The sequence below is a fragment of the Niveispirillum fermenti genome, from assembly GCF_052474395.1.
This window is the reverse complement of record NZ_CP156681.1, coordinates 179446-205054: the sequence shown is the minus strand read 5'-3', so window position 1 is coordinate 205054 and position 25609 is coordinate 179446. Positions and strand designations below refer to the sequence as shown.

18 protein-coding genes are annotated in these 25609 nt (G+C 68.2%); 7 read left to right on the top strand and 11 right to left on the bottom strand.

Annotation, left to right across the window (positions count from 1 at the left end; translation table 11 throughout):
* Positions 1-92: 92 nt before the first annotated feature.
* Positions 93-755, top strand: a complete 663-nt coding sequence (locus ABC728_RS12400; protein ID WP_416618115.1) for a hypothetical protein — start codon at positions 93-95, stop codon at positions 753-755.
* A gap of 3 nt (positions 756-758) precedes the next feature.
* Here ABC728_RS12400 and ABC728_RS12395 read toward each other — a convergent pair whose 3' ends face one another.
* The 4 genes from ABC728_RS12395 to secA all read right to left on the bottom strand — a co-directional run bounded on the left by ABC728_RS12395 (position 759) and on the right by secA (position 6186).
* Positions 759-2174, bottom strand: coding sequence for a DegQ family serine endoprotease (locus tag ABC728_RS12395; RefSeq protein WP_416618116.1), 1416 nt, complete (start codon positions 2172-2174; stop codon positions 759-761).
* Positions 2175-2208: 34 nt separating this feature from the next.
* Complete coding sequence (locus tag ABC728_RS12390) at positions 2209-2466, bottom strand: hypothetical protein (RefSeq protein WP_416618117.1); 258 nt, start codon at positions 2464-2466, stop codon at positions 2209-2211.
* A gap of 133 nt (positions 2467-2599) precedes the next feature.
* On the bottom strand, positions 2600-3235 hold the full coding sequence (locus ABC728_RS12385) for a MarC family protein (RefSeq protein WP_416618118.1): 636 nt from the start codon (positions 3233-3235) through the stop codon (positions 2600-2602).
* A 200-nt stretch (positions 3236-3435) separates the two neighbouring features.
* Complete coding sequence (gene secA / locus ABC728_RS12380; protein WP_416618119.1) at positions 3436-6186, bottom strand: preprotein translocase subunit SecA; 2751 nt, start codon at positions 6184-6186, stop codon at positions 3436-3438.
* A gap of 348 nt (positions 6187-6534) precedes the next feature.
* Here secA and ABC728_RS12375 point away from each other — a divergent pair, with 348 nt between their 5' ends.
* Positions 6535-7425 (top strand): peptidylprolyl isomerase, encoded by an 891-nt coding sequence (locus ABC728_RS12375; RefSeq protein ID WP_416618120.1) that lies wholly within the window; start codon positions 6535-6537, stop codon positions 7423-7425.
* 93 nt (positions 7426-7518) lie between these two features.
* Here the strand turns inward: ABC728_RS12375 and ABC728_RS12370 are convergent, their stop codons facing one another.
* Positions 7519-8955, bottom strand: a complete 1437-nt coding sequence (locus ABC728_RS12370; protein WP_416618121.1) for a hypothetical protein — start codon at positions 8953-8955, stop codon at positions 7519-7521.
* Between the two features lie 285 nt (positions 8956-9240).
* On the opposite strand from ABC728_RS12370, the gene ABC728_RS12365 reads away from it, so the two are divergent.
* Positions 9241-14187 (top strand): alpha-2-macroglobulin family protein, encoded by a 4947-nt coding sequence (locus ABC728_RS12365; RefSeq protein WP_416618122.1) that lies wholly within the window; start codon positions 9241-9243, stop codon positions 14185-14187.
* Positions 14188-14336: 149 nt separating this feature from the next.
* Here the strand turns inward: ABC728_RS12365 and trpB are convergent, their stop codons facing one another.
* The gene (gene trpB / locus ABC728_RS12360; protein ID WP_416618123.1) at positions 14337-15554 is read right to left on the bottom strand and encodes a tryptophan synthase subunit beta; all 1218 of its coding nucleotides are present in this window, start codon (positions 15552-15554) and stop codon (positions 14337-14339) included.
* 133 nt (positions 15555-15687) lie between these two features.
* A complete protein-coding gene (locus ABC728_RS12355) occupies positions 15688-16833 on the bottom strand; it encodes a succinylglutamate desuccinylase/aspartoacylase family protein (RefSeq protein ID WP_445376552.1) in 1146 nt (381 codons plus the stop codon).
* A 72-nt stretch (positions 16834-16905) separates the two neighbouring features.
* Between ABC728_RS12355 and ABC728_RS12350 the strand changes: the two genes are divergently transcribed.
* From ABC728_RS12350 to ABC728_RS12335, 4 genes are read left to right on the top strand one after another with little or no spacing between them, the layout of a single operon-like run.
* Entirely contained in the window at positions 16906-18147 is a 1242-nt protein-coding gene (locus ABC728_RS12350; protein WP_445376551.1) for a hypothetical protein, read from the top strand.
* 46 nt (positions 18148-18193) lie between these two features.
* Positions 18194-18499, top strand: coding sequence for a hypothetical protein (locus ABC728_RS12345; protein ID WP_416618126.1), 306 nt, complete (start codon positions 18194-18196; stop codon positions 18497-18499).
* Complete coding sequence (locus ABC728_RS12340; RefSeq protein ID WP_445376550.1) at positions 18466-19125, top strand: hypothetical protein; 660 nt, start codon at positions 18466-18468, stop codon at positions 19123-19125. Before ABC728_RS12345 ends, ABC728_RS12340 begins: the two co-directional genes overlap by 34 nt.
* Positions 19122-20099 (top strand): glycosyltransferase family 2 protein, encoded by a 978-nt coding sequence (locus ABC728_RS12335; RefSeq protein ID WP_416618128.1) that lies wholly within the window; start codon positions 19122-19124, stop codon positions 20097-20099. The genes ABC728_RS12340 and ABC728_RS12335 overlap by 4 nt, the downstream gene beginning before the upstream one ends.
* Here ABC728_RS12335 and ABC728_RS12330 read toward each other — a convergent pair.
* From ABC728_RS12330 to aguB, 4 genes are all read right to left on the bottom strand, one after another.
* A complete protein-coding gene (locus ABC728_RS12330; RefSeq protein ID WP_416618129.1) occupies positions 20006-20479 on the bottom strand; it encodes a helix-turn-helix domain-containing protein in 474 nt (157 codons plus the stop codon). The genes ABC728_RS12335 and ABC728_RS12330 overlap by 94 nt on opposite strands.
* A 204-nt stretch (positions 20480-20683) precedes the next feature.
* Positions 20684-21451, bottom strand: a complete 768-nt coding sequence (locus ABC728_RS12325; RefSeq protein WP_416618130.1) for a glycosyltransferase — start codon at positions 21449-21451, stop codon at positions 20684-20686.
* A gap of 3 nt (positions 21452-21454) precedes the next feature.
* On the bottom strand, positions 21455-24451 hold the full coding sequence (locus ABC728_RS12320) for a polysaccharide biosynthesis/export family protein (protein WP_416618131.1): 2997 nt from the start codon (positions 24449-24451) through the stop codon (positions 21455-21457).
* Positions 24452-24589: 138 nt separating this feature from the next.
* On the bottom strand, positions 24590-25468 hold the full coding sequence (gene aguB / locus ABC728_RS12315; protein WP_416618132.1) for an N-carbamoylputrescine amidase: 879 nt from the start codon (positions 25466-25468) through the stop codon (positions 24590-24592).
* Positions 25469-25609: the final 141 nt, after the last annotated feature.

Below are 25609 nucleotides of genomic sequence, written 5' to 3'. Positions count from 1 at the left end.
TTGCCGTTCCTTCCTGTTATTGATAAAACAGACCGATCGGTTTGTTTTTACATGGCAGGGGCTTCCATGGCAATGGTGAAAGGAACGAACGGTTGGACGATACCGGAGGCATGATGGCAAAGGGGGGTGCCGCCCGGCGCAGCCAGGCCGAGCGGCGGGACGGGATGCGTCAGCGGCTGGCGGCGGCGACGCTGGATGCGCTGTGCCGGCATGGCCATGCGGGGGCATCGCTGTCGGTGATCCTGGACGGGGCGGGCGTGTCGCGCGGCGCCTGGGCCCACCATTTCGAGACCAAGGCCGAAATGCTGGCACTGGCGGCGGAAGGGCTGCTGCGCGACGCGGTGGAGGCGGCACGCACCTTGGCCCCGCCGGCCGTCACGCTGGACGGCATGGATGTGGAAAGGCGGCTGACGGCGATGATCGAAATCGCCTGGAACCGTTTCTATACCGGCCGCCATCGCGACCTGCTGTTCGAGGTGGCGCTGGCGGCGCGCACCGATGGGGAACTGCGCGAGAGGCTGGCGCCGATCTTCGCCGGTTTCCTGGCGGCCGTCGGCGGCAATTGGGGGCTGGCGCTGAAGCCCGGTGCCGGCGCCGGCACGGAGATCGCGGGCCTGATGACGCTCAGCATCTACATGCTGCGCGGCATGGCCATGCAGGAACTGGCGGCCGGTCCCGTGGCGGACCATGCCGGCCTGCGCGCGCTGTGGGTGCGGCTGCTGGCCGGATGGCTCCGCGTAGGTGACAGGGCCTGACGGTCAGCCGCCGACCGTCGTGGTCAGCGTCTGGTCGCCGCGGCGCACCGCGATGGTCCAGCGGCGGGCCTGGGTGCCCAGCGCCGCGTCCAGGTCCTTGACCAGCCGGATGTCACGGTCGTTCACCCGCAGCAAGACGTCGCCCGGCCGCAGGCCCAGCGAGGCGGCCGGCGTGCCGCGGCCCACCTCCAGCACGATCACGCCCTCCCCGGCCCCATCGAACCGCAGTTCCTCCACCAGGGCAGGGCTGAGATTGGCGACCTTGGCGCCCGACAGGGGGGTGCGGCCGGCCAGCAATGTCTCGTCGCGGGGCGGGTCTTCCGGCGGGCCGATCAGGCGCAGGGACAGGGTCTGTTCCCGGCCCTGGCGCAGCACGGTGATGGTGGTCGTGCCGCCCACGGCCAGCGTGGCGACGCGGTAGCGCATGCTGTCCGGATCGTCCACGGGCTTGCCATTGACGGAAACCACCACATCGCCGACGCGCAGGCCCGCCTGTTCGGCCGGCCCGCCCCGGCGGATCTGGTTGATCAGCACGCCTGCCGGCCGGGCCAGGCCCAGCGAGGCGGCGATATCGCTGGTCACGGCCTGTCCGCCGGCACCGATCCAGGGGCGCACCAGCTTGCCGCCATTGCGCACGGCTTCCACTACGGTGCGGACCATGTTGGCCGGGATGGCGAAGCCGATGCCGATCGACCCGCCGGACCGGCTGAAAATGGCCGTGTTGATCCCGACCAGCCGCCCGTCCATGCCGATCAGCGCACCGCCGGAATTGCCGGGATTGATGGCCGCATCGGTCTGGATGAAGAAATTATAGTCGGAGATGCCGACCGCCGTGCGCGCCACGGCCGACACGATGCCGCTGGTCACCGTCTGGCCCACGCCGAACGGATTGCCAATGGCCAGCACCAGGTCGCCGACCTCCAGATTGTCGCTGTCGCGCATGTCCAGCACCGGCAGCTTTTCCCGGCCGGGATCGATGCGCAGCACGGCCAGGTCGACCTGTTCGTCCGTCGTCACCAGCTTGGCCGGGAATTCACGGCGGTCGGCCAGGACGACCGTGATCTCGTCGCTGTCCTTGATGACATGGGCGTTGGTGACGATCAGCCCGTCGGTTCCCAGGATCACGCCCGATCCCAGACTGCTTTCCACCCGTTCACGCGGGATGCCCGACAGGGCGTCGCCGAAGAACCGCTGGAACAGCGGGTCCTGCAACAGGGGGGAGATGCGCTGCTGCACCCGCCGCTTGGTGTAGATGTTCACCACGGCGGGACCGGCCTGTTTGACCAGCGGCGCGAAGGACAGGGTGATGTCGGCCCGGCCGGCCGGCACGGCCCGTTCCTGGGCCGGTGCGGGCAGCGGGGCCATGACCAGGGCGGCCAGCGTCAGGGCCGCCAGTTTCTTGGCAACAATGGCTTTCATTCTTCCATTCCGCGAACAGGGTTCGCCCGCCGGATCAGCAGCGGGCAAGGCAGCTTTGCAGTTCGGCCTTGCAGGTGGCGCCCATGCCATGGTCGGTGTTCCCGACCTGGGAGGTGTTGCCGCCGCGGGTCGACTGCTGGTCCATGCAGATATTGTTGTCGCGGTTGCATTGCGCAATGCAGGCGCGGCGCGGATCGACACCGACGCGCGCTTCCCGCTGGGCAGGGGCGGCCATGCAGCCGGCAAGGCCCAGAAGGGCCAGCAGGGCGACGGTGGTACGGGCGGATTTCATGTCGGGGACCTTCCCAGGATCAATCTGCCGCCATCCTAGGCCGAATGGGGCAGAGCGCAACAGGCATGCTTGTCACGGGGCCGCGCGTGGCGGCCCGTCGCCGGTGGCATGCCATTCAGTCCTTGTCCCGCGGTCAGGTCATCCAGCCGGGGAACAGCGCGCGCAGCCCGTTGGCCATGATCTCCACTGCGACCGCGGCCAGCAGCAGGCCGGTCAGGCGGTTCATGATGTTCAGGCCCGTCTGGCCCAGCTTGGCCCCGATGGGCACGGCCAGGCGCAAGGTGATGTAAAGCCCGGTGCAGACCAGAACGATACAGCCGACCAGAACGGCATAATGCTCCCAGCCATGGCCGCGCTGCACCTCGATGATGACGGCAGAGATGGAGCCGGGACCGGCCAGAAGCGGCAGGCCCAGCGGGACCACGCCGATGGCGGTGCGCTGCCCGGCCTCGTCGGCTTCCTGCGGCGTCTGCTTCACGGCGCTGACCGTCGCGTTCAGCAGCGACAGCGCGATCAGGAACAGCACGATGCCGCCGCTCACCCGGAAACTGGCAAGGCTGGTGCCCAGCACCTTCAGCACGGCATCGCCCAGAAAGACCGAACTGATCAGCACGGCCGCCACCGTCAGCACGGCCGACCGCGCAATGCCGTTGCGCTCATGCGGGGCGCGGCCTTCCGTCAGCCCCAGGAAGATGGGGATGGCCGCGAAGGGCGTCAGGATGGCGAACAGGGCGATGAAGAAGCGGGAATATTCCGACCAGGCTTCCATTGGGGATGTCCGGCTGCATGTCCCCCTTCGGGGGAATTATTGTGGGGACCGAACCATAGCATGGCTGCCGGGTCCGGATAGAGGGGCAAGGAAGGCGGCGCGGACACGGCGGCGGGACGGGGCGACCCGCCGCCGGTGACCAAGAAAAAGGGGACGGCTGCCTGCCGCACCCCTTCCCGATCCGCCGGGATGACGGCCGGTCAGCCGGCCGCACCGTGGCAGTGCTTGAACTTCTTGCCGCTTCCACAGGGGCAGGGGGCGTTGCGAGGCGTATTGATCCAGGATTCGCGTTCCTTCAGATCGCTTTCCTGCGCGACGGGCAGGCCCGTGGCGCCGAACGACGGCACGGTGGCACTCCGCCGTACCATCCCCTCCGGCAGGGGGGCGTCGGCGGGGGGCATTCCGCCGCCGGCCAGGGCCGGGTCCAGGCGGGTTTCCTGCCCCACCACAGGCGGCGGGGTGAGGTCGGGTTCCGCCACGCGCACCTGGATCAGCATCAGCATCTGGGTCACCTGCTCGCGCAGATTGTCCAGCAGGCCGGAGAAGAGTTCGAATGCCTCGCGCTTGTACTCGTTCAGCGGGTCGCGCTGGGCATAGGCGCGCAGGTTGATGCCCTGGCGCAGATGGTCGAGCGACAGCAGATGGTCCTTCCAGACCTGGTCCAGGATCTGAAGCAGCAGGCTCTTCTCGATATTGCGCAGCAGTTCGGGTCCGTAGGAGGCTTCCTTTTCCGCCATCTTGTCGTCGGAGAACTTGATCAGCCGCTCGGTGATCTCCTCGTCCGCGATGCCTTCCTCCTGCGCCCATTCGCGCACGGGCAGGTCGGCCCCCAGCAGGCGCAGGCATTCCTCGTGCAGCAGGTTCATGTTCCACTGCTCGGCATAGGCGTTTTCCGGGATGGCCCGGCGCACCATGTTGGCGATCACCTCATGGCGCATGGACGTCACCATTTCCTGGACGTCCTCGGCCTCCATGATCTCGCGGCGCTGCTCATAAATGACCTTGCGCTGGTCATTCATGACATTGTCATACTTCAGCAGGTTCTTGCGGATCTCGAAATTGTGGGCTTCGACGCGCTGCTGCGCCTTGGCCAGGGCCTTGTTGATCCAGGGGTGGATGATGGCCTCCCCCTGTTCCAGGCCCAGCTTCTGCAGCATCGTGTCCAGCCGCTGGGTGCCGAAGATGCGCATCAGGTCGTCTTCCAGCGACAGGAAGAACTTCGAGGCGCCCGGATCGCCCTGACGGCCCGACCGGCCGCGCAACTGGTTGTCGATTCGGCGGCTTTCATGCCGTTCCGTGCCGACGACATAAAGGCCGCCGGCCTTCAGCACCACGTCGCGGGCGGCGGCCACCTCGTCCTTGATGGTCTGGATGCGGCGGTCGCGCTCCTCCCCCTCGGGGATGTCGGCCAGCTCATGCTCGATGCGCATGTCCAGGTTGCCGCCCAACTGGATGTCGGTGCCGCGGCCGGCCATGTTGGTGGCGATGGTGATGGCGCCGGGCCGGCCCGCCTGCGAAACGATATAGGCTTCCTGCTCGTGATAGCGGGCGTTCAGCACATTGTGCGGGATGCCCTTCTTCTTCATCAGGGCCGACAGCGTCTCCGATTTCTCGATCGAGACGGTACCGACCAGCATGGGCTGCTGGCGCGCGCGGCATTCCTCGACCAGCTTGACGATGGCCTCGTACTTTTCTAGCGCGGTGCGATAGACCTCGTCATCCTGGTCCTTGCGGGCCACGGGCAGGTTGGTGGGGATGTCCACCACTTCCAGGCCGTAGATTTCCGCGAATTCGGACGCTTCGGTCATGGCTGTGCCGGTCATGCCCGACAGCTTGGGATAGATGCGGAAGTAATTCTGGAAGGTGATGCTGGCCAGCGTCTGGTTCTCCCGCTGGATCGTGACGCCTTCCTTCGCTTCCAGGGCCTGGTGCAGGCCCTCCGAATAGCGGCGGCCCTCCATCATGCGGCCCGTGAACTCATCGATGATGACGACCTTGTCGTCCTTGACGATGTAATCCACGTCGCGGGTGAACAGCTTGTGCGCCTTCAGCGCCTGGTTCACGTGATGGACCAGCGAGATATTGTGGATGTCGTAAAGGTCGCCGGTCTTCAGCAACTCCATGTCCTTCAGGATCTGGGCCACCTTCTCGGTGCCGCCCTCGGTCATGGAGACGGCCTTGGCCTTCTCGTCCTTCTCGTAGTCGGCCTCGTCCAGCAGGGCCATCACCTTGTTGATGGCGATATAGAGTTCGGAACTGTCGGTGGAGGGGCCGGAGATGATCAGCGGGGTCCGCGCCTCATCGACCAGGATGCTGTCGACCTCGTCGACGATGGCATAGTTGAAGGGCCGCTGGACCATGTCGGTCAGGCGGTACTTCATATTGTCGCGAAGATAGTCGAACCCGAATTCGTTGTTGGTGCCATAGGTGATGTCGCTGGCATAGGCCGCGCGGCGTTCATTGTCATCCAGCCCATGGACGATGACGCCCGTGGTCAGGCCCAGGAAGCCATAGAGCCTGCCCATATGGCTGGCATCGCGGCTGGCCAGGTAATCGTTGACGGTGACGACATGCACGCCCTTGCCCTGCAGGGCGTTCAGGTAGACAGACAGCGTGGCGACCAGCGTCTTGCCCTCGCCCGTGCGCATTTCCGCGATCTTGCCGGCATGCAGCACCATGCCGCCGATGAGCTGCACATCGAAATGGCGCATGCCCATGACCCGCTTGGACGCCTCGCGCACCGTCGCGAAGGCGTCGGGCAGGATGTCGTTCAGCGTCTCGCCCTTTTCCAGCCGGTCGCGCAACCAGTCCGTGCGCATCTGCAATTCGGCATCGGACAGGCCGGCCAGCTTCGGCTCCAGCGCGTTGATGGCCTCCACCTGCTTGCGCAGGCCCTTGACCACCCGCTCATTGGCGCTGCCGAACAGCTTGCGGGCGATGGCACCGAACATGAAAGCACTCCACCAAAGGAACAGGCGCGAAGGACACCGGACACAACGAAATCCCGGTCACGGCCGGGCTGGCCGCCGGGAAGGCTTCTGGCCGAAACGGAGTTACCTATTTCAGCGCCCGTCACAGATAAGACCTGCCATCCCGCCGGTCAATGCGGCATCGGTATCCCGAAGGCGTTTGGCCGCCATGAAACCGCCATTTAGGGGTGATTTGGGTTGCTCTTACCCGTATCAACCGTCCCCCCTTGCCTGTTCGTGGGCTGTCATGCTTTATGCCGGGGCGGCCGGGGATGAGGATCTGATACCCCCCTTAGTGCCGACCGTACTGTTTCGAGGGAACCCCTGCTGATGTCTTTCAAGACCATGCGTGCCGCCCTGGTTGTCGCCGCCCTCGGGTCGGTCGCCACCGCCGCCCTTGCCCCTGCCATGGCGCAGGATGCTGCCCGGCCGGCGGCTGGCGCCAATCTGGGTGACGACCCCGTCGTCGCCCGCGTCAATGCCAAGGAATTCAAGCGTTCCGACGTGCTGGCCCTGCTCCAGCAACTCGACCCGCAGGTCCAGCAGATGCCCTTGCAGCTCATCTACCCGCAGCTTGTCGAGCAGCTGGTCCAGGGTCAGCTGCTGACCGAAGCGGGCTACAAGGCCAAATTGCAGGACAGCGCGGACGTCAAGCGCCGCATGAAGATGGCCGAGGAGCAGTTCGTGCAGCAGGCCTGGCTGAAGGCCGAGATCGACAAGAAGCTGACGCCGGAACGGCTGCGCGCCGCCTTCGACAAGTGGACGAAGGAGAATCCGCCGCAGGATGAGGTGCGGGCCCGTCACATCCTGGTCAAGACCAAGGCCGAGGCGGAAGCGCTGATCAAGCAGCTTCGCGGCGGCGCCGACTTTGCCAAGCTGGCGGCCGAGAAGGGCACCGACGGCACCAAGGATTCCGGTGGCGACCTGGGCTATTTCGTGCATGACCGGATGGTCAAGCCGTTTGCCGACGCCGCCTTCGCGATGAAGGCCGGCGATATCAGCCAGACCCCGGTCCAGACCGATTTCGGCTTCCATGTCATCAAGGTCGAGGACAAGCGCAAGCAGACCCCGCCGACCTATGAGCAGGCGGCCCCGCAGCTTCGTGGCATGGTCGCGCAGGAAATCGCCGAGGAACTGGTCGAAGGCCTGCAGAAGACCGCGAAGGTCCAGACCTTCAATATCGACGGCTCGCCCATGCCGGCCGCCGCACCGGCCCCCTGAAGAACCGGCGCTTCCCCCTGACGGTGCCAGCACCGTCAGGGGGAAGCGGATTTCCCGCCCCATTCCAGGCCGATCGCCGGGGATGGGGTTTTTTCATGCCGGGGGGCTGTTGGGGGCCGGCCGGACCTGTCCCCGCCGCCGCATATCCAGCCAGGCGGCCATCGCCATTCCGGTCGCCAGTGTGGCCAGCCATACAACTCGGCCCTGATAGCGGTCATGCGGGTTGGAAAGGGCGCCGTTGATGAAGGCGTTGCCCAGCAGGGCCAGGGCCGTGAACAGGGCAAGCGCCCCCAGGTCGGCCCGCCCGCCCCGGCGCAGGCCCCAGGCGGCCGCCAGCAGCAGCCCCAGGCCCGACAGGTGCGCCACGGGCACATGTACGGCGTTCAGCGTATCGAAAAGGCCGCGCGTCACCTCGCCGCGCTGCTGGCGGGCCGTGGTGAAGGACAGTTCCTGCTGCCGCGGCATGAAGGCGGCAAAGACCCAGCGCGTGACCTCATGCCATTCATCCAGCCCGTCCCCGGTCCTGACGGTGACAAGCTGGCGCGCCGCGGCCCGCAGCCCGGTGGCCAGGAAGGCCAGGGGTTCTTCCCGGATGATGCCGGCGACGAGGCGGGACAGTTCCGCGTCGGCCCCGCCCCACCAGCCGATGACGCGGAAGGGGCTGTCCGCATGCCACAGGAAATCGTTGGCCGTCGACGGCATCCGGTCGCGGTGATCACACAGCCGGATGGTTGCGTCCGGGCAATGGCGCTCCAGATAGCGCTGGGCCAGCCCGTCCTGCACCAGCCGGCCGAACACGAAGGCGGGGCCGCCGGGCGTGTAGCCCTGCTTGCCGATCAGCGCCATATGCAGCGTGGGCATCAGCAGCAGGGCCATCGCCACAAGGCCGGCGGCGGGGCCCAGCCGGGGCGACAATGCCCAGCCGCACCGGCGGTCCAGCACCCTGGCCACGGCGATGACGGCGACCAGCCCGACGGCCAACCCCATGCCCGACATATGGGACAGCAATGCCAGCAGGCCGATGGCAGCCACGCCCAGCCTTTCACCGGGGTTCAGCGTTTCCCACCGGAAGGCCAGCAGCCAGAGGGCTAGCACCAGCAGGCCCAGCAGGATGTCGGGCATCAGTTGCGCCACATACCAGGAAATGCCCGTCAGCGCGGACAGGCCGATGGCGGCGACCCCCGTGACCTGGGCGGCCGGCCAGTCGCGGCAGCCGATGGCATGGCTGCGCAGGGTCAGATGGATCAGCCACAGCGTCGCCGCCGCCTGGGCCAGCACCGGCCCCCAGAAGCTGAACCATCCGGCGGAGGTGGCGAAGAGGAACAGGCCATAGAAGAAGGACCGGCCCGGTTCCAGGTCCCAGTCAAGCACGCGCTTGATATAGCCGCCCGTATCGAAGAACACGACGGGGAAACCGTTCCACAGGGCCGGCCCCAGCAGCGCGAAGGCCCCCAGCCACAGGGCCAGGCGGGGCCAGTCCAGGCGCGGCAGGCGTCGGGGGGCGTCGGGCGCATCTTCGGGGGCGGTCATGGCTTGACGATCTCACAGGGGGAACGGTCGGGACAGCATGCCGGCCGGCCCGTTGACGGGGCACGGGGGACGGCGGCACGCGGCGTACTGTCACGGGATCGGGGGCTTCATGCAAGGCGCATCCCGATCCCTCTCCCTCGGGGGTGCGCTCCCCCATCCCAATGACCTTGTTGCAAAGATTTGGAAAACAGCGTCCTCTGGCCGTTGTGGTGCCATATTCGTGGCGTCCATTCCACCGTCGCTCCGCTTCCGCCCTTCCGTCCCGCCATTCGCCTCCCAAGACACATGCCGCGCATTCAAGCCCTGCTGCTCGCCACGGCTATTCTCCTGGCGCCCGCTGCCCTTGCCCAGGGAGGTCAGCGCCCGCCGCCGCCGCCCGCCGCCGCGCCGGCCGCGGACCCGGAGTCGCGCCCCTTCGAACTGATGGGGGTGGAGGTGGCGGCCGAGCGTGACCAGCCGCAGGCCTGTTTCGCCTTCACACGGGCATTGCCGCGCCAGCGGGGCCGAACGAACGAATTGTCGCGCTTCGTCTCCGTCGATCCGGGACAGGGCGTCAACCTGACCACGCGCGATCAGACCCTGTGCCTGGACGGGCTGAAGCATGGCCAACGCTATGCCGTCACCATCAAGGCCGGATTGCCCGCCGCCGGCGCGCGGGAAAAGCTGGCCGACGCCGTTACCCGCGAACTGGCCGTGCCGGACCGGCGGCCCAGCCTGTCCTTCCGCGGACAGGGATACATCCTGCCGCGGGTCGGGGCGGACGGGCTGCCGCTGCGCAGCGTCAACACCGACCGTGCCCGCCTGACCGTGCTGCGTGTCAATGACCGCGCGCTGGTGGAACAGGTCTATTATGGCCGGTCCAACCAGACCATGACCGATTTCGAGATCGGCGATGTCCTGGACCAGAAGGGCGAGCGCGTCTGGAAGGGCGAGATGGCCATCGGCGGCGCGCGCAACAAGAGCGTGTTGACGCCGTTTCCCATCGATGCCGTGCTGGGGGCGCTGACGCCGGGCGTGTATGTCGCCGTGGCAGAGGATGCGGCCCTGTCCTTTGTGGCGTGGGACAAGCGCACGACGCAATGGTTCGTGGTTTCCGATCTGGGATTGACCAGTTTCAAGGCCGGCAACGGGCTTTATGTCTTCGCCCGCAGCCTGGCCACGGCAAAGCCGCTGGCCGGGGTGGAACTGCGGCTGGTGGCGCGCGACAAGCGCGAACTGGGCCGTGCTGTGACGGGGGCCGACGGCATGGCCCGGTTCAACGCCGCCCAGATCGGCGGCGTGAACGAGGCGGCGCCACAGGCGCTGTTCGCGTCCAGCTCCGATGGCGGTTTCTCGCTGCTGGATTTCGGCGTGCCGGCCGTGGAATTGCTGGGGGGAAGCGGCGGCCGTGCCGTGTCGGGGCCGGCCGACGCCTATCTTTTCACCGAGCGCGGCGCCTATCGTCCGGGCGATCCGGTATGGCTGACGGCATTGCTGCGCGATGCCGACGCCAATGCGCTGGCTGGCCAGAAGCTGACAATGCGCTTCGTCCGGCCCGACGGGCTGGAAGTGGAACGGCGCGTGGTGGAGGATGAGGGCGCTGGCGGCCATGTGCTGCGCTTCGAGCTTCCCGCCAATGCACCGTCGGGTCGCTGGACGGCAACCGCGCATCTGGACCCGTCCGGCCCCGCAATCGGCGAGACGCGCTTCAATGTCGGGGAGGTCGCGCCCGCCCGCATCGCCTTCGACCTGTTGGCCGACCGGCCCCGCATCGGGGCCGACGGGAAGGTCAATCTGTCCGTGGCGGCCCGTTACCTGAACGGGTCGGCGGCTGGTCTGCTGCCGGGTGAGATGACCGTGACGCTGCGGTCGACGGACAAGGTCTGGCCGGGGCTGGAAGGGTATCAGTTCGGGCTGGCCCAGCAGGTGCCGTCGCCGGAAAGGCGGCCGCTGCCCGGCTTCACGACCGGCGACGATGGTGCGGCGCAATTGTCGCTTGATGTGGGGCGTCTGCCGGATACGACCCGGCGGCTGGAAGCCGTGCTGCGTGCCACGTTGCATGATGTCGGCGGCCGTTCGGTGGATCGCGAGCTGGTCCTGCCCGTCGGTCATCGCCCTGTCTTTCTGGGTTTGAAGCCCAATTTCAGCGGCGATGCCGTGCCGGAGGGGGCGACGGTGGCCGTGGATGTCGTGGCCGCCGCGGCCGATGGCCGCCGTATCGCGCGCAACGGCCTCTCCTGGGACCTTTTCGAGGAAGAGTTCGATTACGAGTGGTACGCCGCCGATGGCCGCTGGGAATACCGCACCACGGTCAAGGACCGGCGGCTGACCGGCGGCAGCATTGACGTTGCCGCCGATCAGCCCAGCGTCATCGAGGAGCAGGTTCGCGCCGGCCGCTACCGGCTGGAGGTTTTCGACCCGGCATCCGGCACGGCCAGTTCCATCCGCTTTTCCGCCGGCTGGTGGGTGAGTGCCAAGCTGGGTGACGCGCCCGACATCGTCGAGGTCAAGGTGCAGGAGCCGCTGCACCGGCCGGGCGACAAGGTGCGGGTCTTCGTGCGGCCGCCCTATGCCGGCACGGTGGCCGTCACCCTGGCGGATCGCGCCATTCGCCAGACCGTGGTCAGCGAGATCGGGACCGAGGGCGCCTTCGTGGAACTGTCCCTGCCGGGCGATGTGACGGCCGGTGCCCATGTGCTGGCCACGGCCTTCGCCCCGGCCAATCCCGGCAACCGCACGCCCCCGCGCCGCGCGCTGGGGTCCGGCTGGGTCGCCATCGATCCCGCCGACCGGTCGCTGACCGTGACGGTGGAAGCGCCGGAGGCCGCGCATCCCCGCGGTCCCGTGACCCTGCCCGTCACCGTGACGGGCTTGGAACCGGGCGGCACCGTCAATCTGGTCCTGACCGCTGTGGATGAAGGTGTGGCCCGCCTGCCCGAAACGCGCAAGGTCGATCCCGTCGGCTGGTATCTGGGCAAGCGGCGGCTGGCGGTGGAACTGCGCGATGTCTATGGGCGGCTGGTCAGCCCGACGGAGCCGCCAGCCGCAGCCGCAGCCGGCGACAATGGCGAGGCGGCACGCAGCCGTGTCACCACGGCCCCGCGCTCCGGTCCCGTCACGGCGCTGCATTCGGGCGTCGTCACGGTTGGCCCGGATGGCAAGGCCGTCGTGACCCTGGACCTGCCCGACGCCACGGGCCGGCTGGACCTGACGGTGGTGGCCTGGAGCGGGGCCAAGGTCGGCAGGGGGACGGCCGTGCTGGATGTGCGTGACGACATCGCGGCGGACGTGAGCCTGCCGGGCTTCCTGGCGCCGGGCGACCGGGCGCGCATCGCCCTGACGCTGGAGAACCTGTCCGGTCCGCGCGGCGCCTACAAGGTGTCGTTCACGGCGGAAGGCCCGGTGAAGCTGGAAGGCGGGCAGGAGGAGACGCGCTTCTCCTCTCTGGCACGCGGGCGCAAGGTGGTGCTGAACCGCCTGCTGGTGGGCGGTGATCCTGGCTACGGCGTGCTGGTCGTGCATGTCACGGGACCGCAGGGCTACAGCCTCACCCGGCGGTTCCCCGTCAATATCCGCCCCGCCCACCCGTTGGCGGTGACCCAGGTGCGGGGTGAACTGGCCGCCGGCCAGACGGTGGCCCTGACCCCGCCGCAGCATGAGGCGCCGGTGGCGGGGGCGACGACGCGCCTGGCCATGGTGTCGGCACCGCCGCCGCTGGACGCGCTGACGCATCTGCTGCTGATCGACAGCCGGCCGTTCGGATCGGCCGACCAGTTGGCCGCCCGCCTGTTGCCCCTGCCGGGGGCCAATGCCTGGCTGAAGGCGCTGGACCTGCCCGCCGACGAACGGCTGTCCGCCAAGGCAGAGGATCTGGTGGAACGGCTGATCAGCCGCCAGCGGGCCGATGGTGCCTTTTCGCTCTGGGCGCATGACGGGCCGGCCGATCCGTGGCTGACGGCCTTCGCGCTCGACGTGCTGACCCGCTCACGCGAGGCCGGGTTCACCGTGCCCGAGGACGGCTATCGCCGGGGGCTGGATTATCTGGTCCGTTCCATCGGCAACCGCTGGATCGAGGATGCGGAACTGCCGGCCCGCGCCTACGCGCTCTATGTCGCGGCCCGGGCCCGGGCCATCGACGCCGCACCTATCCGTTTCTTCCAGGAAACCTTCATGGCCCGTGTGCCCACACGGCTGGCCCGCGCTCAGGTCGCCGCGGCCTTCGCCATCCTTGGTGAAGGGCAACGCGCGGCCGACCTGCTGGCACGGCTGGACGATCCGCTGCCCGTGGCGGTGGGCATCCGTGATTTCGGCTCCCCCTTGCGCGACCGGGCGGCCACCTTGTCGCTGCTGATCGCCGCCAATGCCGATCCTGCCCGCATCAATGCGGAGACGGCGACGTTGTCGGAGATGCTGCGCGATCCGTCGCTGGTGGCCACGCAGGAACGGGCCTGGCTGCTGCTGGCGGCGCAGTCGCTGGCCCGAGTCACGCCGCCATTGTCCCTGACCGTGGATGGCCAGCCCGCGACGGGGGATGGCCCGTTGCTGCGGCCGCTTGCTGCCGACGGTCCGGGCCTGTCGGTGCGCAATGACGGCGATCAGCCGCTGCGGACCCTGACCATGTCGGCCGGCATCCTGTCGACGCCGGACAAGGCTGATGCCGCAGGCCTGGGCTTGACCCGGCAGATCATGGACAGCCGCGGCCGGCCCGCCAACCTGTCGCGGGTGCGCACCGGCGATCTGCTGGTCGTGGTGCTGGAAGGCCGGGCCGAACAGCCGCTGACCGGGCCGTTGCTGCTGCTGGACCCGTTGCCGGCGGGTCTGGTCGTCGAAAATGTGCGCCTGGCCGGCAGTGCCCAGTTGGGCAACCTTTCCTGGCTGGGTACCCTGTCGGAAGCGGCACTGGTGGAATTCCGCGACGACCGGTTCGTGGCGGCGCTGGACGGCATGCCCGATGGCGGCAGTTTCCGGCTTGTCTATCTGGCCCGCGCCGTGACGGCTGGCACCTTCGCGCTGCCATCGGCCCGGCTGGATGACCTGATCGACGGCACCCGCTTCGCGCGCACCGCGGCGGGTACCCTGACCGTGCTGCCACCCGCCCCCCCGCCGGCGCCGGCCCCCCAGCCGGTTCCCGCCCCCACGCCGGCGCCTGCACCGGCGCCCATTTCGGCGCCCCCCTCGGCCCCGACGACCGGTCCGGTGCAACCGGCGCTGGACGTTCCCGCCCCGCCGCCATCGGCCGCGCCGTCCCCCTGATCAGGAACGACAAAGCCGCCGCCATGCGCTCCCCTGGGGGGCAATGGCGGCGGCTTCGCAGGTATTGCCGATCTTTCCCGTGGTGCCCCGGACAAAGGCGTGCCCCGGACAAAGGCGTGCCCTGGTCAAGGCATGCTCCGGACAAGCGATCAGAGTGCCACGCCCAGCTCGTTGCCGATGGTGAAGATGTCCTTGTCACCGCGACCCGACAGGTTCACGACCAGGAGCGTGTCCCTGGGCAGCGTCGGGGCCAGCTTGGCGACCACGGCCAAGGCGTGGCTGGGCTCCAGGGCGGGCAGGATGCCCTCCAGGCGGGCCAGCAGTTGGAAGGCGTCCAGCGCCTCCTTGTCCGTGGCGCTGACATATTCGACGCGGCCCACCTCGTGCAGCCAGGCATGTTCCGGGCCGATGCCCGGATAGTCCAGCCCGGCGGAGATGGAATGGCCTTCCAGGATCTGGCCGTCTTCATCCTGCAGAAGATAGGTGCGGTTGCCATGCAGCACGCCGGGGCGCCCACCGGCCAGACTGGCGGCATGGCCGTTGGGCGTGTCCAACCCGTGGCCGCCGGCCTCCACGGCGACCATGCGCACCGACGGGTCGTCCAGGAACGGGTGGAACAGGCCCATGGCATTGGACCCGCCGCCGATGCAGGCGACCAGCAGATCGGGCAGGCGGCCTTCCATCTCCATCATCTGCTGGCGCGTTTCCTCGCCGATAATGTTCTGGAAGTCGCGCACCATGGCCGGATAGGGATGGGGGCCGGCGACGGTGCCGATGATGTAGAAGGTATCCTCCACATTCGTCACCCAGTCGCGCAGCGCATCGTTCATCGCGTCCTTCAGCGTCGCGGCACCGCTGGTCACGGCCTTCACCTCCGCCCCCAGCAGCTTCATCCGGAACACGTTGGGCGCCTGGCGCGCGATGTCGGTGGCGCCCATGTAGATCGTGCAGGGCAGGCCCATCAGGGCGCAGACCGTGGCTGTGGCCACGCCGTGCTGTCCGGCACCCGTTTCCGCGATGATCCGCTTCTTGCCCATGCGCTTGGCCAGCAGGATCTGGCCCATGCAATTGTTGATCTTGTGCGCGCCGGTATGGTTCAGCTCCTCGCGCTTCAGATAGATCCGCGCGCCGCCGAAATGGCTGGTCAGCCGCTCGGCGAGGTAGAGCGGGCTGGGCCGGCCCACATACTGCTTCAGATAGCCTGCCAGTTCGGCGTGGAAGGCCGGATCGGCCTTCGCCTCCTCATAGGCCTTTTCCAGGTCCAGGATCAGCGGCATCAGCGTTTCGGCCACGAAACGGCCCCCGAATATGCCGAAATGCCCGTGCTCGTCGGGGCCGTTGCGGTAGCTGTTCAAGGGCTTGTTCATCGGATGACCATCATGCTGGCGCGAATGTGACAGGCAAACTAGACCGCCGGCCCGGGATTTCCAAGTCCGCACGGGTCTGTATTGCATCATGGCGCGGCGGCGATTTCGCGGGCAATGAAATGTCCGCTTCGCATCAGGCCGTCAGCAGGGGACCGCTGGTCACCAGCACTTCCCGGCCCGCGATGGACAGGAGGATGTCGCCGGGGCAGGCATAGCGGTTTCGCGACCGGGCCCAGACGGGGCCGTCGCTGGCGGCATGACAGGCGTGGCGGGTGCCCGTCATCGGGTCCAGCACGCAGGCGACATGCTGTCCGGCCTGTACCTGCTCACCCAGCATGGCATGGTACAGCACCACGCCACCGGCCGGCGCGCGCACCCTGTCCACGGCGGCCAGCGGCGTGGCGATGTCGGCGGCAATGGCCATGGCGGGTGCGGGCACGTCCAGGATGCCGCGCCAGCCCAGGTGATCGATCAGGGCATCGGCATCCCGCCGCGCCATCGTCTCGTCGACATCATGCTGGCCGCGCAGTTCCACGGTCACCGAAATGCAGCCCACGGGAATGGGGGTGGCGGGGCCGCCATGCCCGCGGCGCAGGCTGTCCCACGGGGTGGAACACACCTCGTCGAAGGGGTTGCCGCCCGATGTCTCGGCCAGCAGCGCCACCCCGCAATCCAGGCGGGCCGCCAGATCGTCCACACCCAGCGGCCAGCAGCAGGGGGTGGTGTACAGATGCATCAGCGCCTCGCTGTCGCAATGCAGATCCAGCACAAGATCGGCATCCACGGCATGCGACAGCAGCAGTTTGCGCAGCGCCTCGGTCTCCGTCCGGGTCCGGATTTCGCCGGCCGCCTGTGAAAGGGCTGCCTGCAGAAGGCGCCGGTTGGCCTCGGGGTCTGCCGACAGCGGTCCCAGCGTTCCGGCCGCCAGCCGTGCCGACACCGGATCGGACAGGTCGGCGAAGGCGCGGTTGAAATTGACCCCGCCGGCCAGGTCGAATTGGCCCATATGACCGCCCATGATGATCTGGTCCAGCCCGATCGGGTTGGCCATGGGGATCAGCACGACATGGCCCGCCACCTTGCCCTGCCCGTCCAGTGCGGCCAGCCGGTCGATCAGGTGGCGGGCAACCAGCATGCCGGGCAATTCATCAGCATGCAGGCCGGCCTGGATATAGGCCTTGGGCCGGGCGCCCGGCTGCCCGAACTGGTGGATGGTCAGCTGCCGGCTGGTGCCCGGCCGGCCGTGCGGCAGTGCGATGGTGTCGATCTGGTGCGTCATGGCCAGGGATTTGGACCCGGCACGGCATGCTTGTCCAGTCCCGATCCCATGGCACAATGGGTGTTGAGGAAGATGGTTGCGGATCGCGTGATGCGGGTAGGGTGGGCGGAAGATAGACGCTGGGTGGCGCTGGGGCTGGCCTTCATCGCCTATGGGCTGGGCAGCGCACCCGCCCCACCCGGCATCCGTTTGCAGGAACTGCTGGTTTTCGTCGGCATCGCGGTCTGTGCCGGCCTGGCTGTTCCCTGGCGCTTCCTGTCCGGCCTGGCCGTAGCACGGGGGCCGGCCGTGCTGGGGATCGGGTCCGCCATCATGGTCTGGCTGTTCTGGCAGGGGCTGGTTCGGGGCCTTTGGAACGGCTGGGGCCTGACAGACATGGTGCGCGACATCGTGCCCATGATGTTCCTGGCGCTGCCATTGCTGCTGGCCCCCGCGCTGGCGCATCTGCCCGACCGGTCGGCTGATCGGCTGGCCGATGCGGCGGCGATGGGCGGGGTGGCCCTGGCCATGCGCTGGTGGCTGGATGCCGGCATGGCCTTGTCCGCTGTCGGTTCCGCCCCCCTGGGCGAGGGGCGGGACTATCTGTTGAACAGTGCGCTGATTCCCTTTGCCTCGGTCTGGCTGGGGCTGCGCGGGATGGACGGGCTGGCGATGGGGACGGGCTGGTTCAGGCGGGTGCCGGCCCTGCTGGCGCTGGCCGGTGCCGCCTGCTGTCTGCTGGCCCAGGCCGCCACCCTGCATCGCGCCGGGCTGGGCCTGTCGCTGCTGGCGCTGCTGGCGGGTCTGGCGCTGCCCCTGTGGCGGCTGGTGGTGCGGCGGCCCGTATGGCTGGTGCTGGGGCTGTTCCTGCTGGCCTTGTTCCTGTTGGTCATCCGTGAACCGCTGGCCGGCGTGGCGGGGTTGCTGGCGGACAAGACGCAGGCGGTGGGGCTCAACAACCGCGCCGATGAATTTCTGGCCGTCCTGGACCAGATGGGTCGCAGCCCGGTGGCCTTCCTGTTCGGCGACGGCTGGGGCGCGCTGGTGGCCAACCCGGCCGTTGGCTGGTGGCGGGTATCCTATACCCACAGCGCCGCCAGCTATTTCCTGTTGAAGCTGGGGGCCGTGGGGCTGGCGCTGGTCGTGATCTATGCCGGATTGCTGGCCGGCCTGGTGGTTCGCAGCCCCGCTGTGCCGATGCGTCTGCTGCTGGCGGCCACGCCGTCGCTGCTGCTGGGATTGCTGCTGCATACAAGCTTCAAGTACATTTGTTTCAGCATGATTATATCATTGGTCGCAGGGAGGGCGCTTTCCGGGCTTTACAAGAGAATATGATGCATACATCCTCTTCTTCAGGTGAGTATAAGAAGAGGCATCCCCCGTGCCGGACAGTCTCGGCTCCACTGTGGCGCTGCCCGCGCCGGGCATCCTGGAAATGTTTCGCGCGCTGGCGGGGGATTGGCGGCGGCTGGCCCTGGCCACTGCGGTGGGCGTGGGGCTGATGGTGCTGGCGCTGCACCTTGTCACGCCGCAATTTACCGCGAGCATGGTGGTGGGCCCACCCGGCCGGTCGGGGCCGGCCGCCATGGGCCCGCGTGCCCCGGCCCTGTCGCCGGCCGCAGCATTGCCGAACCGGGGGCGGCGGACGAGCTTGTGTCCGACTTCGCCCGTTATCTGGCCCTGCTGACCTCGGTGCCCGTGGCGGAAAGGCTGGAGGCGGACCCGGCCATCATGCGGGTCCTGTTCAAGGACAGTTGGGATGCCGAAGCCGGTGGCTGGCGCCCCCCCGTCGGCCTCACCGCCCTGCTGGGCCGGACCCTGCGATGGGTGGCCGGGCATCCCACCTGGGCCCCGCCGGATGCCGTGGACCTGTCGCGACACCTGAAGAAATATCTGGCCATCGAATTGGTGTCCGGCGGCCCCATGCGACGCCTGGTCTATCGGCATGAGCGGCGGGATTTCGCATTGCTGCTGCTGGCCCGGCTGCATGGCGCCACGGAGGCGCATCTGCGGGAGGAGGCGCGGCGGCGCCTGCGGGCCGAGATGGACCATGTCGGCAGCCGGCTGGCCACCATGTCCAACCTGGACCGGTCGCGGTCGCTGACCGGGATGGTGGCGGATCAGGAACAGACCCTGATGATGCTGGAACTGGGCCTGCCCTTCGCGGCGGATCCGCTGGAGGCGCCGTCCGCCCCGGCGCTGGCCGACTGGCCCAATCCCGTGCTGTTGTTGCCGGCGGGCGGGCTTGCCGGCTTCGCGCTCTGCCTGTTCGTGCTGTCCGCCCGGTTCGGGTGGCGCCGGGGGTGGGCATGAGCGGTGATATCCCCGCCACCGTCATCGTGATGACCCGTAACGAGGCGGCGAACATCACCGCCTGCCTGGCCTGCCTGGACCGTTTTGCACAGGTGCTGGTGGTGGACAGCCACAGCGAGGATGGAACCGACAGCCTTGCCAAGGCGGCGGGCGCGGAAATCCTTCCTTTCCGCTGGAACGGCCTTTACCCCAAGAAGAAGCAATGGTCGCTGTCGCATCCGCGGGTACGACACGACTGGGTGCTGTTCATCGATGCCGACGAGCGGGTGCCGCCCGCCCTGGCGGAGGAGATCGCGGTGCTGTTGCGCGGTGAGAGCCGCCATGATGCCTTTTTCATCGACAGCCGGCCCGTCTGGCTGGGCCGCACGCTGCGCTTCGGCACCCCTTACCGCAAGATCGCCCTGCTGCGCCGCGACCGGGTGCGTTTTCCGACCTGCGACGATCTGCACATCACCCGCATGTGGGAGGTGGAAGGCCATTATCAGCCCGTTGCTGACGGGTCGGTGGGCCGGCTTTGCGCCTTCATGCTGCATGATGATGCCAAGCCGCCGGCCGCCTGGTTCGATCGTCACAACCGCTATTCGGACTGGGAAGCGGGGCTGTCGCGGTATGCGGCCCGCGGACAGCAGGTACGGCTGGCCGGTGAACGCGGCTGGCGGCGCCGGGCCAAGCATCTGGTGGCGTCCCTGCCGTGCCGGCCGTTGCTGGCGTTCCTGCACGCCTATATCTGGTGCCTTGGCTTTCTGGATGGCCGGGCGGGGCTGCACCATGCCCTGGCCCGGGCCTTCTACTATTGGTCGATCGACCTGAAACGCGACTGGCTGGCCACGCGGGACGCAGCCAGCCAGATGGACCGTTCAGGCGCTGGGGACCGGTATGATCAACCGGCCTTGGTGCTGTCCGTCGCGTCGCCGGCCAGGGTCTTGACCAGTTCGAACGTGCGGCGGCGGATGGATTCGTCGGGAATCCGGTAATAGGCGCGGACCAGTTCCAGCGTCTCGCGGCGTGCCATCGACTCGAACTCCTGCGTCTCGCTGGGCTCCTCCTGGACCAGGGTGGCCTCCGGCGCCGGCAGATCGTCGAAGAAGAAGGTCACGGGCACGCCCAGCACCTGGGACAGGTTGAACAGGCGGCTGGCGCTGATGCGGTTGGCACCGCGCTCATATTTCTGAAGCTGCTGGAAGGTGATGCCCACCGCCTCGCCCAGTGTTTCCTGGCTCAGGCCCAGCAGGGTGCGGCGCAGGCGAAGGCGCTGGCCGACATGGATATCGATCGGGTTCGGACCTTCTCCCCGCTTCGACAGGGAATAGGCCTGGGCAAGCCCGGCCTTCGACGGGTTTCTTTTTTCAAGCATCGCTATACTCCTTCGCGCCTGACAGTTACCGCTACATATAGAACCCCGGTTTGTCCGCTCCAATACGGCTAGTTGCATAGTCACAGGTTGCGAACCGGTCACGGTTCGGGGCGGCAGAGGCGCATAGCGGCGGGTGTAACGCTTGAAAACATTGTGTCAATGGCGGTTTAACACCCTCCTGTGGTGGCCATGTTCAGGGTTTCTTTACCGGAAAACCCAAAAGGCATAGCCCCTTGGAAATATATGTCGCATCGTGCCTGCGACAATTTGTATCAGATAAATTCCCTTGGATAAAATCCGTGGCATTTTAAGCAAGTGCTGCCGGATGTACGCCTGCTCCATCCTGCCCAATGCCGCATATCTACGGGACAATCCGCCGGGTGCAAACCGGGCGACGACGCGCGCGGCGCGTGCGACTCGGGGCGTACGCCGCAGGGCCGCCAATGTGAAGGCATAATCCCCCGCGACCTTGTACCCTTGTTCCATCCGCAGGCCTGCGACCAGGGCGCGGCGGTAATATAGCGCGCAATGGTGGGCCGGCATGCCGTAGAATGCCCATCGCCAATGTCGCGCCGGTTTGCGCCGGACCCGCCCGTCGCCTGGGTCCTCCAGCGTATCGCCATAGAAGATGTCGGCGTCCCGGCCCGCCAGCAGGCCGGACAGGTCCTGAAGGACATCGTCGTCGGCCAGCAGGTCGCCGGCATTCAGGAACAGCAGGAAATCGCCCTGTGCATGCGCCATGGCCCTGTCCATGCCGTCGAAGGGGCCGCCATCGGGCCGGCTGTCGGCCCAGTCCGGCGGCCGCGGAACGGCGGCCAGTGCCGCCAGGGTGGCCGGGCCGGACCCGCCATCGGCCACCAACCATTCGAACGCCGTCCAGCGCTGGGCCGCCACACTTCCCGCCGTCGCCGCCAGCCCTTCGGGATCGTCGCGCACGACGGTAATGATGGACAGGCGGGGCGGTGGTGCCATGGATCAGTCCTGGATGGCTGCGATGGCGGCGGCGCTGAAGGCGATCTGGCTCAGGATCGTGGTGATGCTCTGTGCCAGCGGCAGCCATTCGAACGGCTCCGCGTCGCGGGGCACCACCAGCATGGAACCGGGCGTGATGGCCATGGCGCGATGCGACAGCCAGCCGCTGCGCAAGGGCTCGGCCGCGCCATCGGGATGGATGATGAAGATGCGGCCATCATCGGCGTAGCGGGTCAGTCCGCCCGCCTCGCGCAGGTAATCGCGCGGCGTCTTTTCCGGATCGAACAGCAGCGATGCGGGGGACAGCACCTCCCCCGACACCGTGACGGTCAGTGGCCGCCGGGGAATATGGATGCGATCGCCGGGCATAAGGGGAATGTCCAGTTCGGGCCGGTCGGCCAGCACACCGGGATCGGCCTTCACGGTTATGCGTCCCAGGGCGCTGACCCCGCGCAGATCCTCCGTCAGGCGGCGCAGCAGGTCCACACGCGCCGGGTCGGGCGGGTTCTTGCCGCCCAGCATCTGGGCCAGTTGCCGGTCCAGTTCCCGCGCATTGCGTCGCAGCCCCTCCTCCTCCGCCAGCCGGGCGCTTTCGCGGGTGAAGATGGTGCCGTCGGGATAGGCATCGGCCGTCAGCCCGCCCGCACGGGTCAGCAGGCCGGACAATGTCTCGCCCGGCGCCAGATCGTAGGTTCCCGGCTCCATCACCTCTCCGGCCAGCAGCACGCTGCGCCGTTCCTGCGGCCGCTGCCGCAGCCCGACGCGCAGCGCCGAGCCCGGTGGTATGGATTGTGCCCCGGCGCTACCCTGCGGCAGCAGGCGGGGCTGCCCTGCGAACGGGTCGGTGTCGGGCCCGGCGGGGGGGTGGGGGGTCAGCTCCACCCGCGCGCCATCGGCATCCGGATGCAGGCCGCCGGCCACGCGCAACAGCAAATCCAGCGGGGCCGGACCTGCCACGGGGTATTCGCCGGGCCGCATCACCCCGCCCCGCACGGCGATGGTCCTTTCGCGCAACAGGGCGCGGGCGGCCGGTTCCAGCGGGTCCGGCGTGTCGGGATTGTCGGGTGCCGCCATCACCTCGGTCTGATGGAACAGCGTGACGCGGTCGCCGTCCCGCAGGCGCAGGTCGAACCTTCCGGCCAGGACATCGGCCGGGGCGAACAGGTGTGTCCGCCGCGCCGGTCCCGCGGGGTCGGCACGGTCCAGGATGGCCGCCAGCCCGTAGGCGTCCGGCAGCGGGGCGCCCGCCCCCGTCAACAGGCTGCGCAGGCTGCCGCCGTCGAAGGGGCGAAGGCCCGGCTGGCGCACCGCCCCGGCCAGCAGGATGCCGTCGCCCCCCGCATCGGCCACCTGGCCGGGATGGGCCAGTTCGCGCCCCTCGTGCCGCCCGCCGGCCACCGGCGCCAGCAGAGACAATGCCACCGGGCCGGCCACGGGATAGGGACCGGGCCGCATCACGCCGCGCCGCAGGAACACCGATTGCCGCAGCAGGAAGGGCAGAAGGTCGGGATCATCGATGAACAGGGATGGGCAGGGCAGGGGCGGTCCTTCCATCCCTGTGGCGGCCAGGGCGCCCGGCCCGGCGGCCAGCGGTCCCCCGGGGTCGGCCGTCAGCGCGGCGGCCAGCGACGCCAGGCCGGGGCAGGCCGCGACCGCGCCTGGATCGGGGAAACGCCCGGCCAAAAGCGACAGCACGGCCCGGCTGCGCAGGAACGCCACATCGGTCGCAGCCAGCAGCAGCAGCCGGTCCCCGTCGCGCGCTTCCTCCCCCTGGTGGCCGGCCAGCAGGGCGGCAAGGTCCAGGGCCAGCATCTCCGGCGGGCCGCCGGCCGCCGGCCGGCGCAGCAGGATGGCGACGGGATAATAGATGTCGGCCGGCAGCATATCCGCATCCACCAGCCCGGCCAGCCGCATGCCCGCCGCCAGCGGCCGTTCCCCTGGTTCCGCCACGGCACCGCCCAGTGTCACGCTGCCCTGACGGGCGCCGCCCAGCGGGGCATGCAGCAGAAGGTCGCCGTCGCGCAGGGGCAGCGGTGTGCCAGCCGATACGGGCTGTGGCCGTTCCACCCCCTGGGCGTCATAGCGCAGCAAGGTCGACCGGTCCTGTCCCGGCCGCAGGCTGCCACCGGCCAGCGCAAGCAGGTCCGCCGTATCGTCCGGGCCGGTCAGGCCCCCGTCACCGGCCGGCAATTCATAAAGGCCGGGGCGCTTTACGGCGCCGGCCGCGGCCACGACGGGCCCGATGGGCGGAATGACAAGCCGTGTGCCGTCGGCCAGCAGCCGGGTGGCGGCACCGTCGCCACGTGTCATCAGATCGTAAAGATCGACCAGGGTCTCCTGTCCGCCGGGCTCCAGCAGGCGGATGGCACGCAGGCTGCCATCCGGCAGCACGCCGCCGGCCGCCTGCAAGGCATCCAGCGCTGTGGCGAAGGCGGGCAATTGCTGACGGCCCGGCCGCGCCACCTGGCCCAGCACCAGCACCCCGACCTGTCGGGGTGCCACAACCGACAGAAAGGCCTGGGTCTGGAGATGGGCCACGGCGATGGCCGCCTCCACCTCCTCCCGCACGTCCCGCAGGCTGCGGCCGGCGGCGGCGATAGGGCGGAGATCCTCGATCAGCAGCAGCCCGTCGGCGCCGATCCGGTACAGCCTGCTGCGCGACACCTGCCCCCGCAGCAACAGCGACAATTCATCGCCGGGGCCCAGACGGTATTCGTCGCCCACCATGCCCAGCAGCGGCGTGCCGTTCGTCTGTGGTCCGCTCGTCTGCAATCCGGGCGCCGGCGGCCCGCCGAACAGGTCACGCCCAAACAGGGTCAGTACCTGGCCCGCGCGCTGGCTGAACATCCGCTCCAGCCGTCCCTGGGGCGGCTGGCCGGATTGCGGCTCGGCCGCCACTGTCATCCGCGGCTCGGCCGCCACTGTCATCCGCGGCTCGGCCGCCACTGTCATCCGCGGCTCGGCCGCCACTGTCATCCACGGCTCGGCCGTGCCGGTCATCCGCGGCTCGGCCGCCGCAACCGTCAAAGCTGTGATTGTCAGAAGGAAGATCAGACAAAAGAGCAGGCGCAAGGTTGCAATGGGTCCTTAAGGGTGCAGGACCACAGGATTACACATATATTCGGTTTATTAAAGACGCTATGCGTGGCGCAGGCTGCCATCCAGGCTCAGGATCGGGGCGTAAAGCGTGGGGCGCCGGTCTCGGAACACGCCCCAGCCGGCGCGCGTGCGGGCGATGGCGTCCAGGTCGAATTCCTGCACCAGCAATGCTTCCTCCCCCCGACCCGCCTCGGTCAGTTTGGCCCCCTTCGGGTCGGTGATGAAGCTGGACCCGTAGAAGGTAATGCTGCCCGTGTCGAAATCCTCCTGCCCGATGCGGTTGCTGGCGATCACGGGGATCAGGTTGGCCCCGCTATGGCCCTGCATCACGCGCTGCCAATGGTCACGGCTGTCCAATGTCGGGTCCTGCGGTTCGGAACCGATGGCCGTGGGATAGAACAGCAGTTCTGCCCCCTGCAGCGCCATGACGCGCGCGGCTTCGGGAAACCACTGGTCCCAGCAGATGGCGGTGCCGATACGGGCGTATCGGGTCTGGCAGGTCCTGAACCCGGTATCCCCGGGGTTGAAATAATATTTCTCCTGATAGCCCGGCCCGTCGGGAATATGGCTCTTGCGATAGATGTCCAGGATGGTGCCGTCGGCATCAATGGTGGCCAGTGAATTGTAATGGGCGTTGTTTGCCTTTTCGAAAAAGGACAGGGGCAGCACGACCGCCAGCTCCCGCGCCAGGGACTGAAAATGTGACAGCAGCGGATTGCCGGCGGCCGGTGCGGCCAGTTCGAAATATTCCGGCTTCTGGTCCTGACAGAAATAAGGGGTTTCAAACAGTTCCTGGATCAGGATGATCTGTGCGCCCCTCGCATGGGCGTCGCGGATCATCCGTTCCGCCTTGGCGATATTGGCTTCGCGATCCCAACTGCACGCGAACTGCGTGGCGGCGACGGTCACCTTGCGCATGTCATCATCCCCGGAGAAAAGTCCGGCTCCCAGCATAGTCAAGCCAGGGCCGGGGGGTGAGTGAAATTCCCGCTTAACCCCATGGTCCGGCGATCGCAACCGGCGGCCGGCGTCCATCGCCGGCGTCCATCGCCGCAGCCG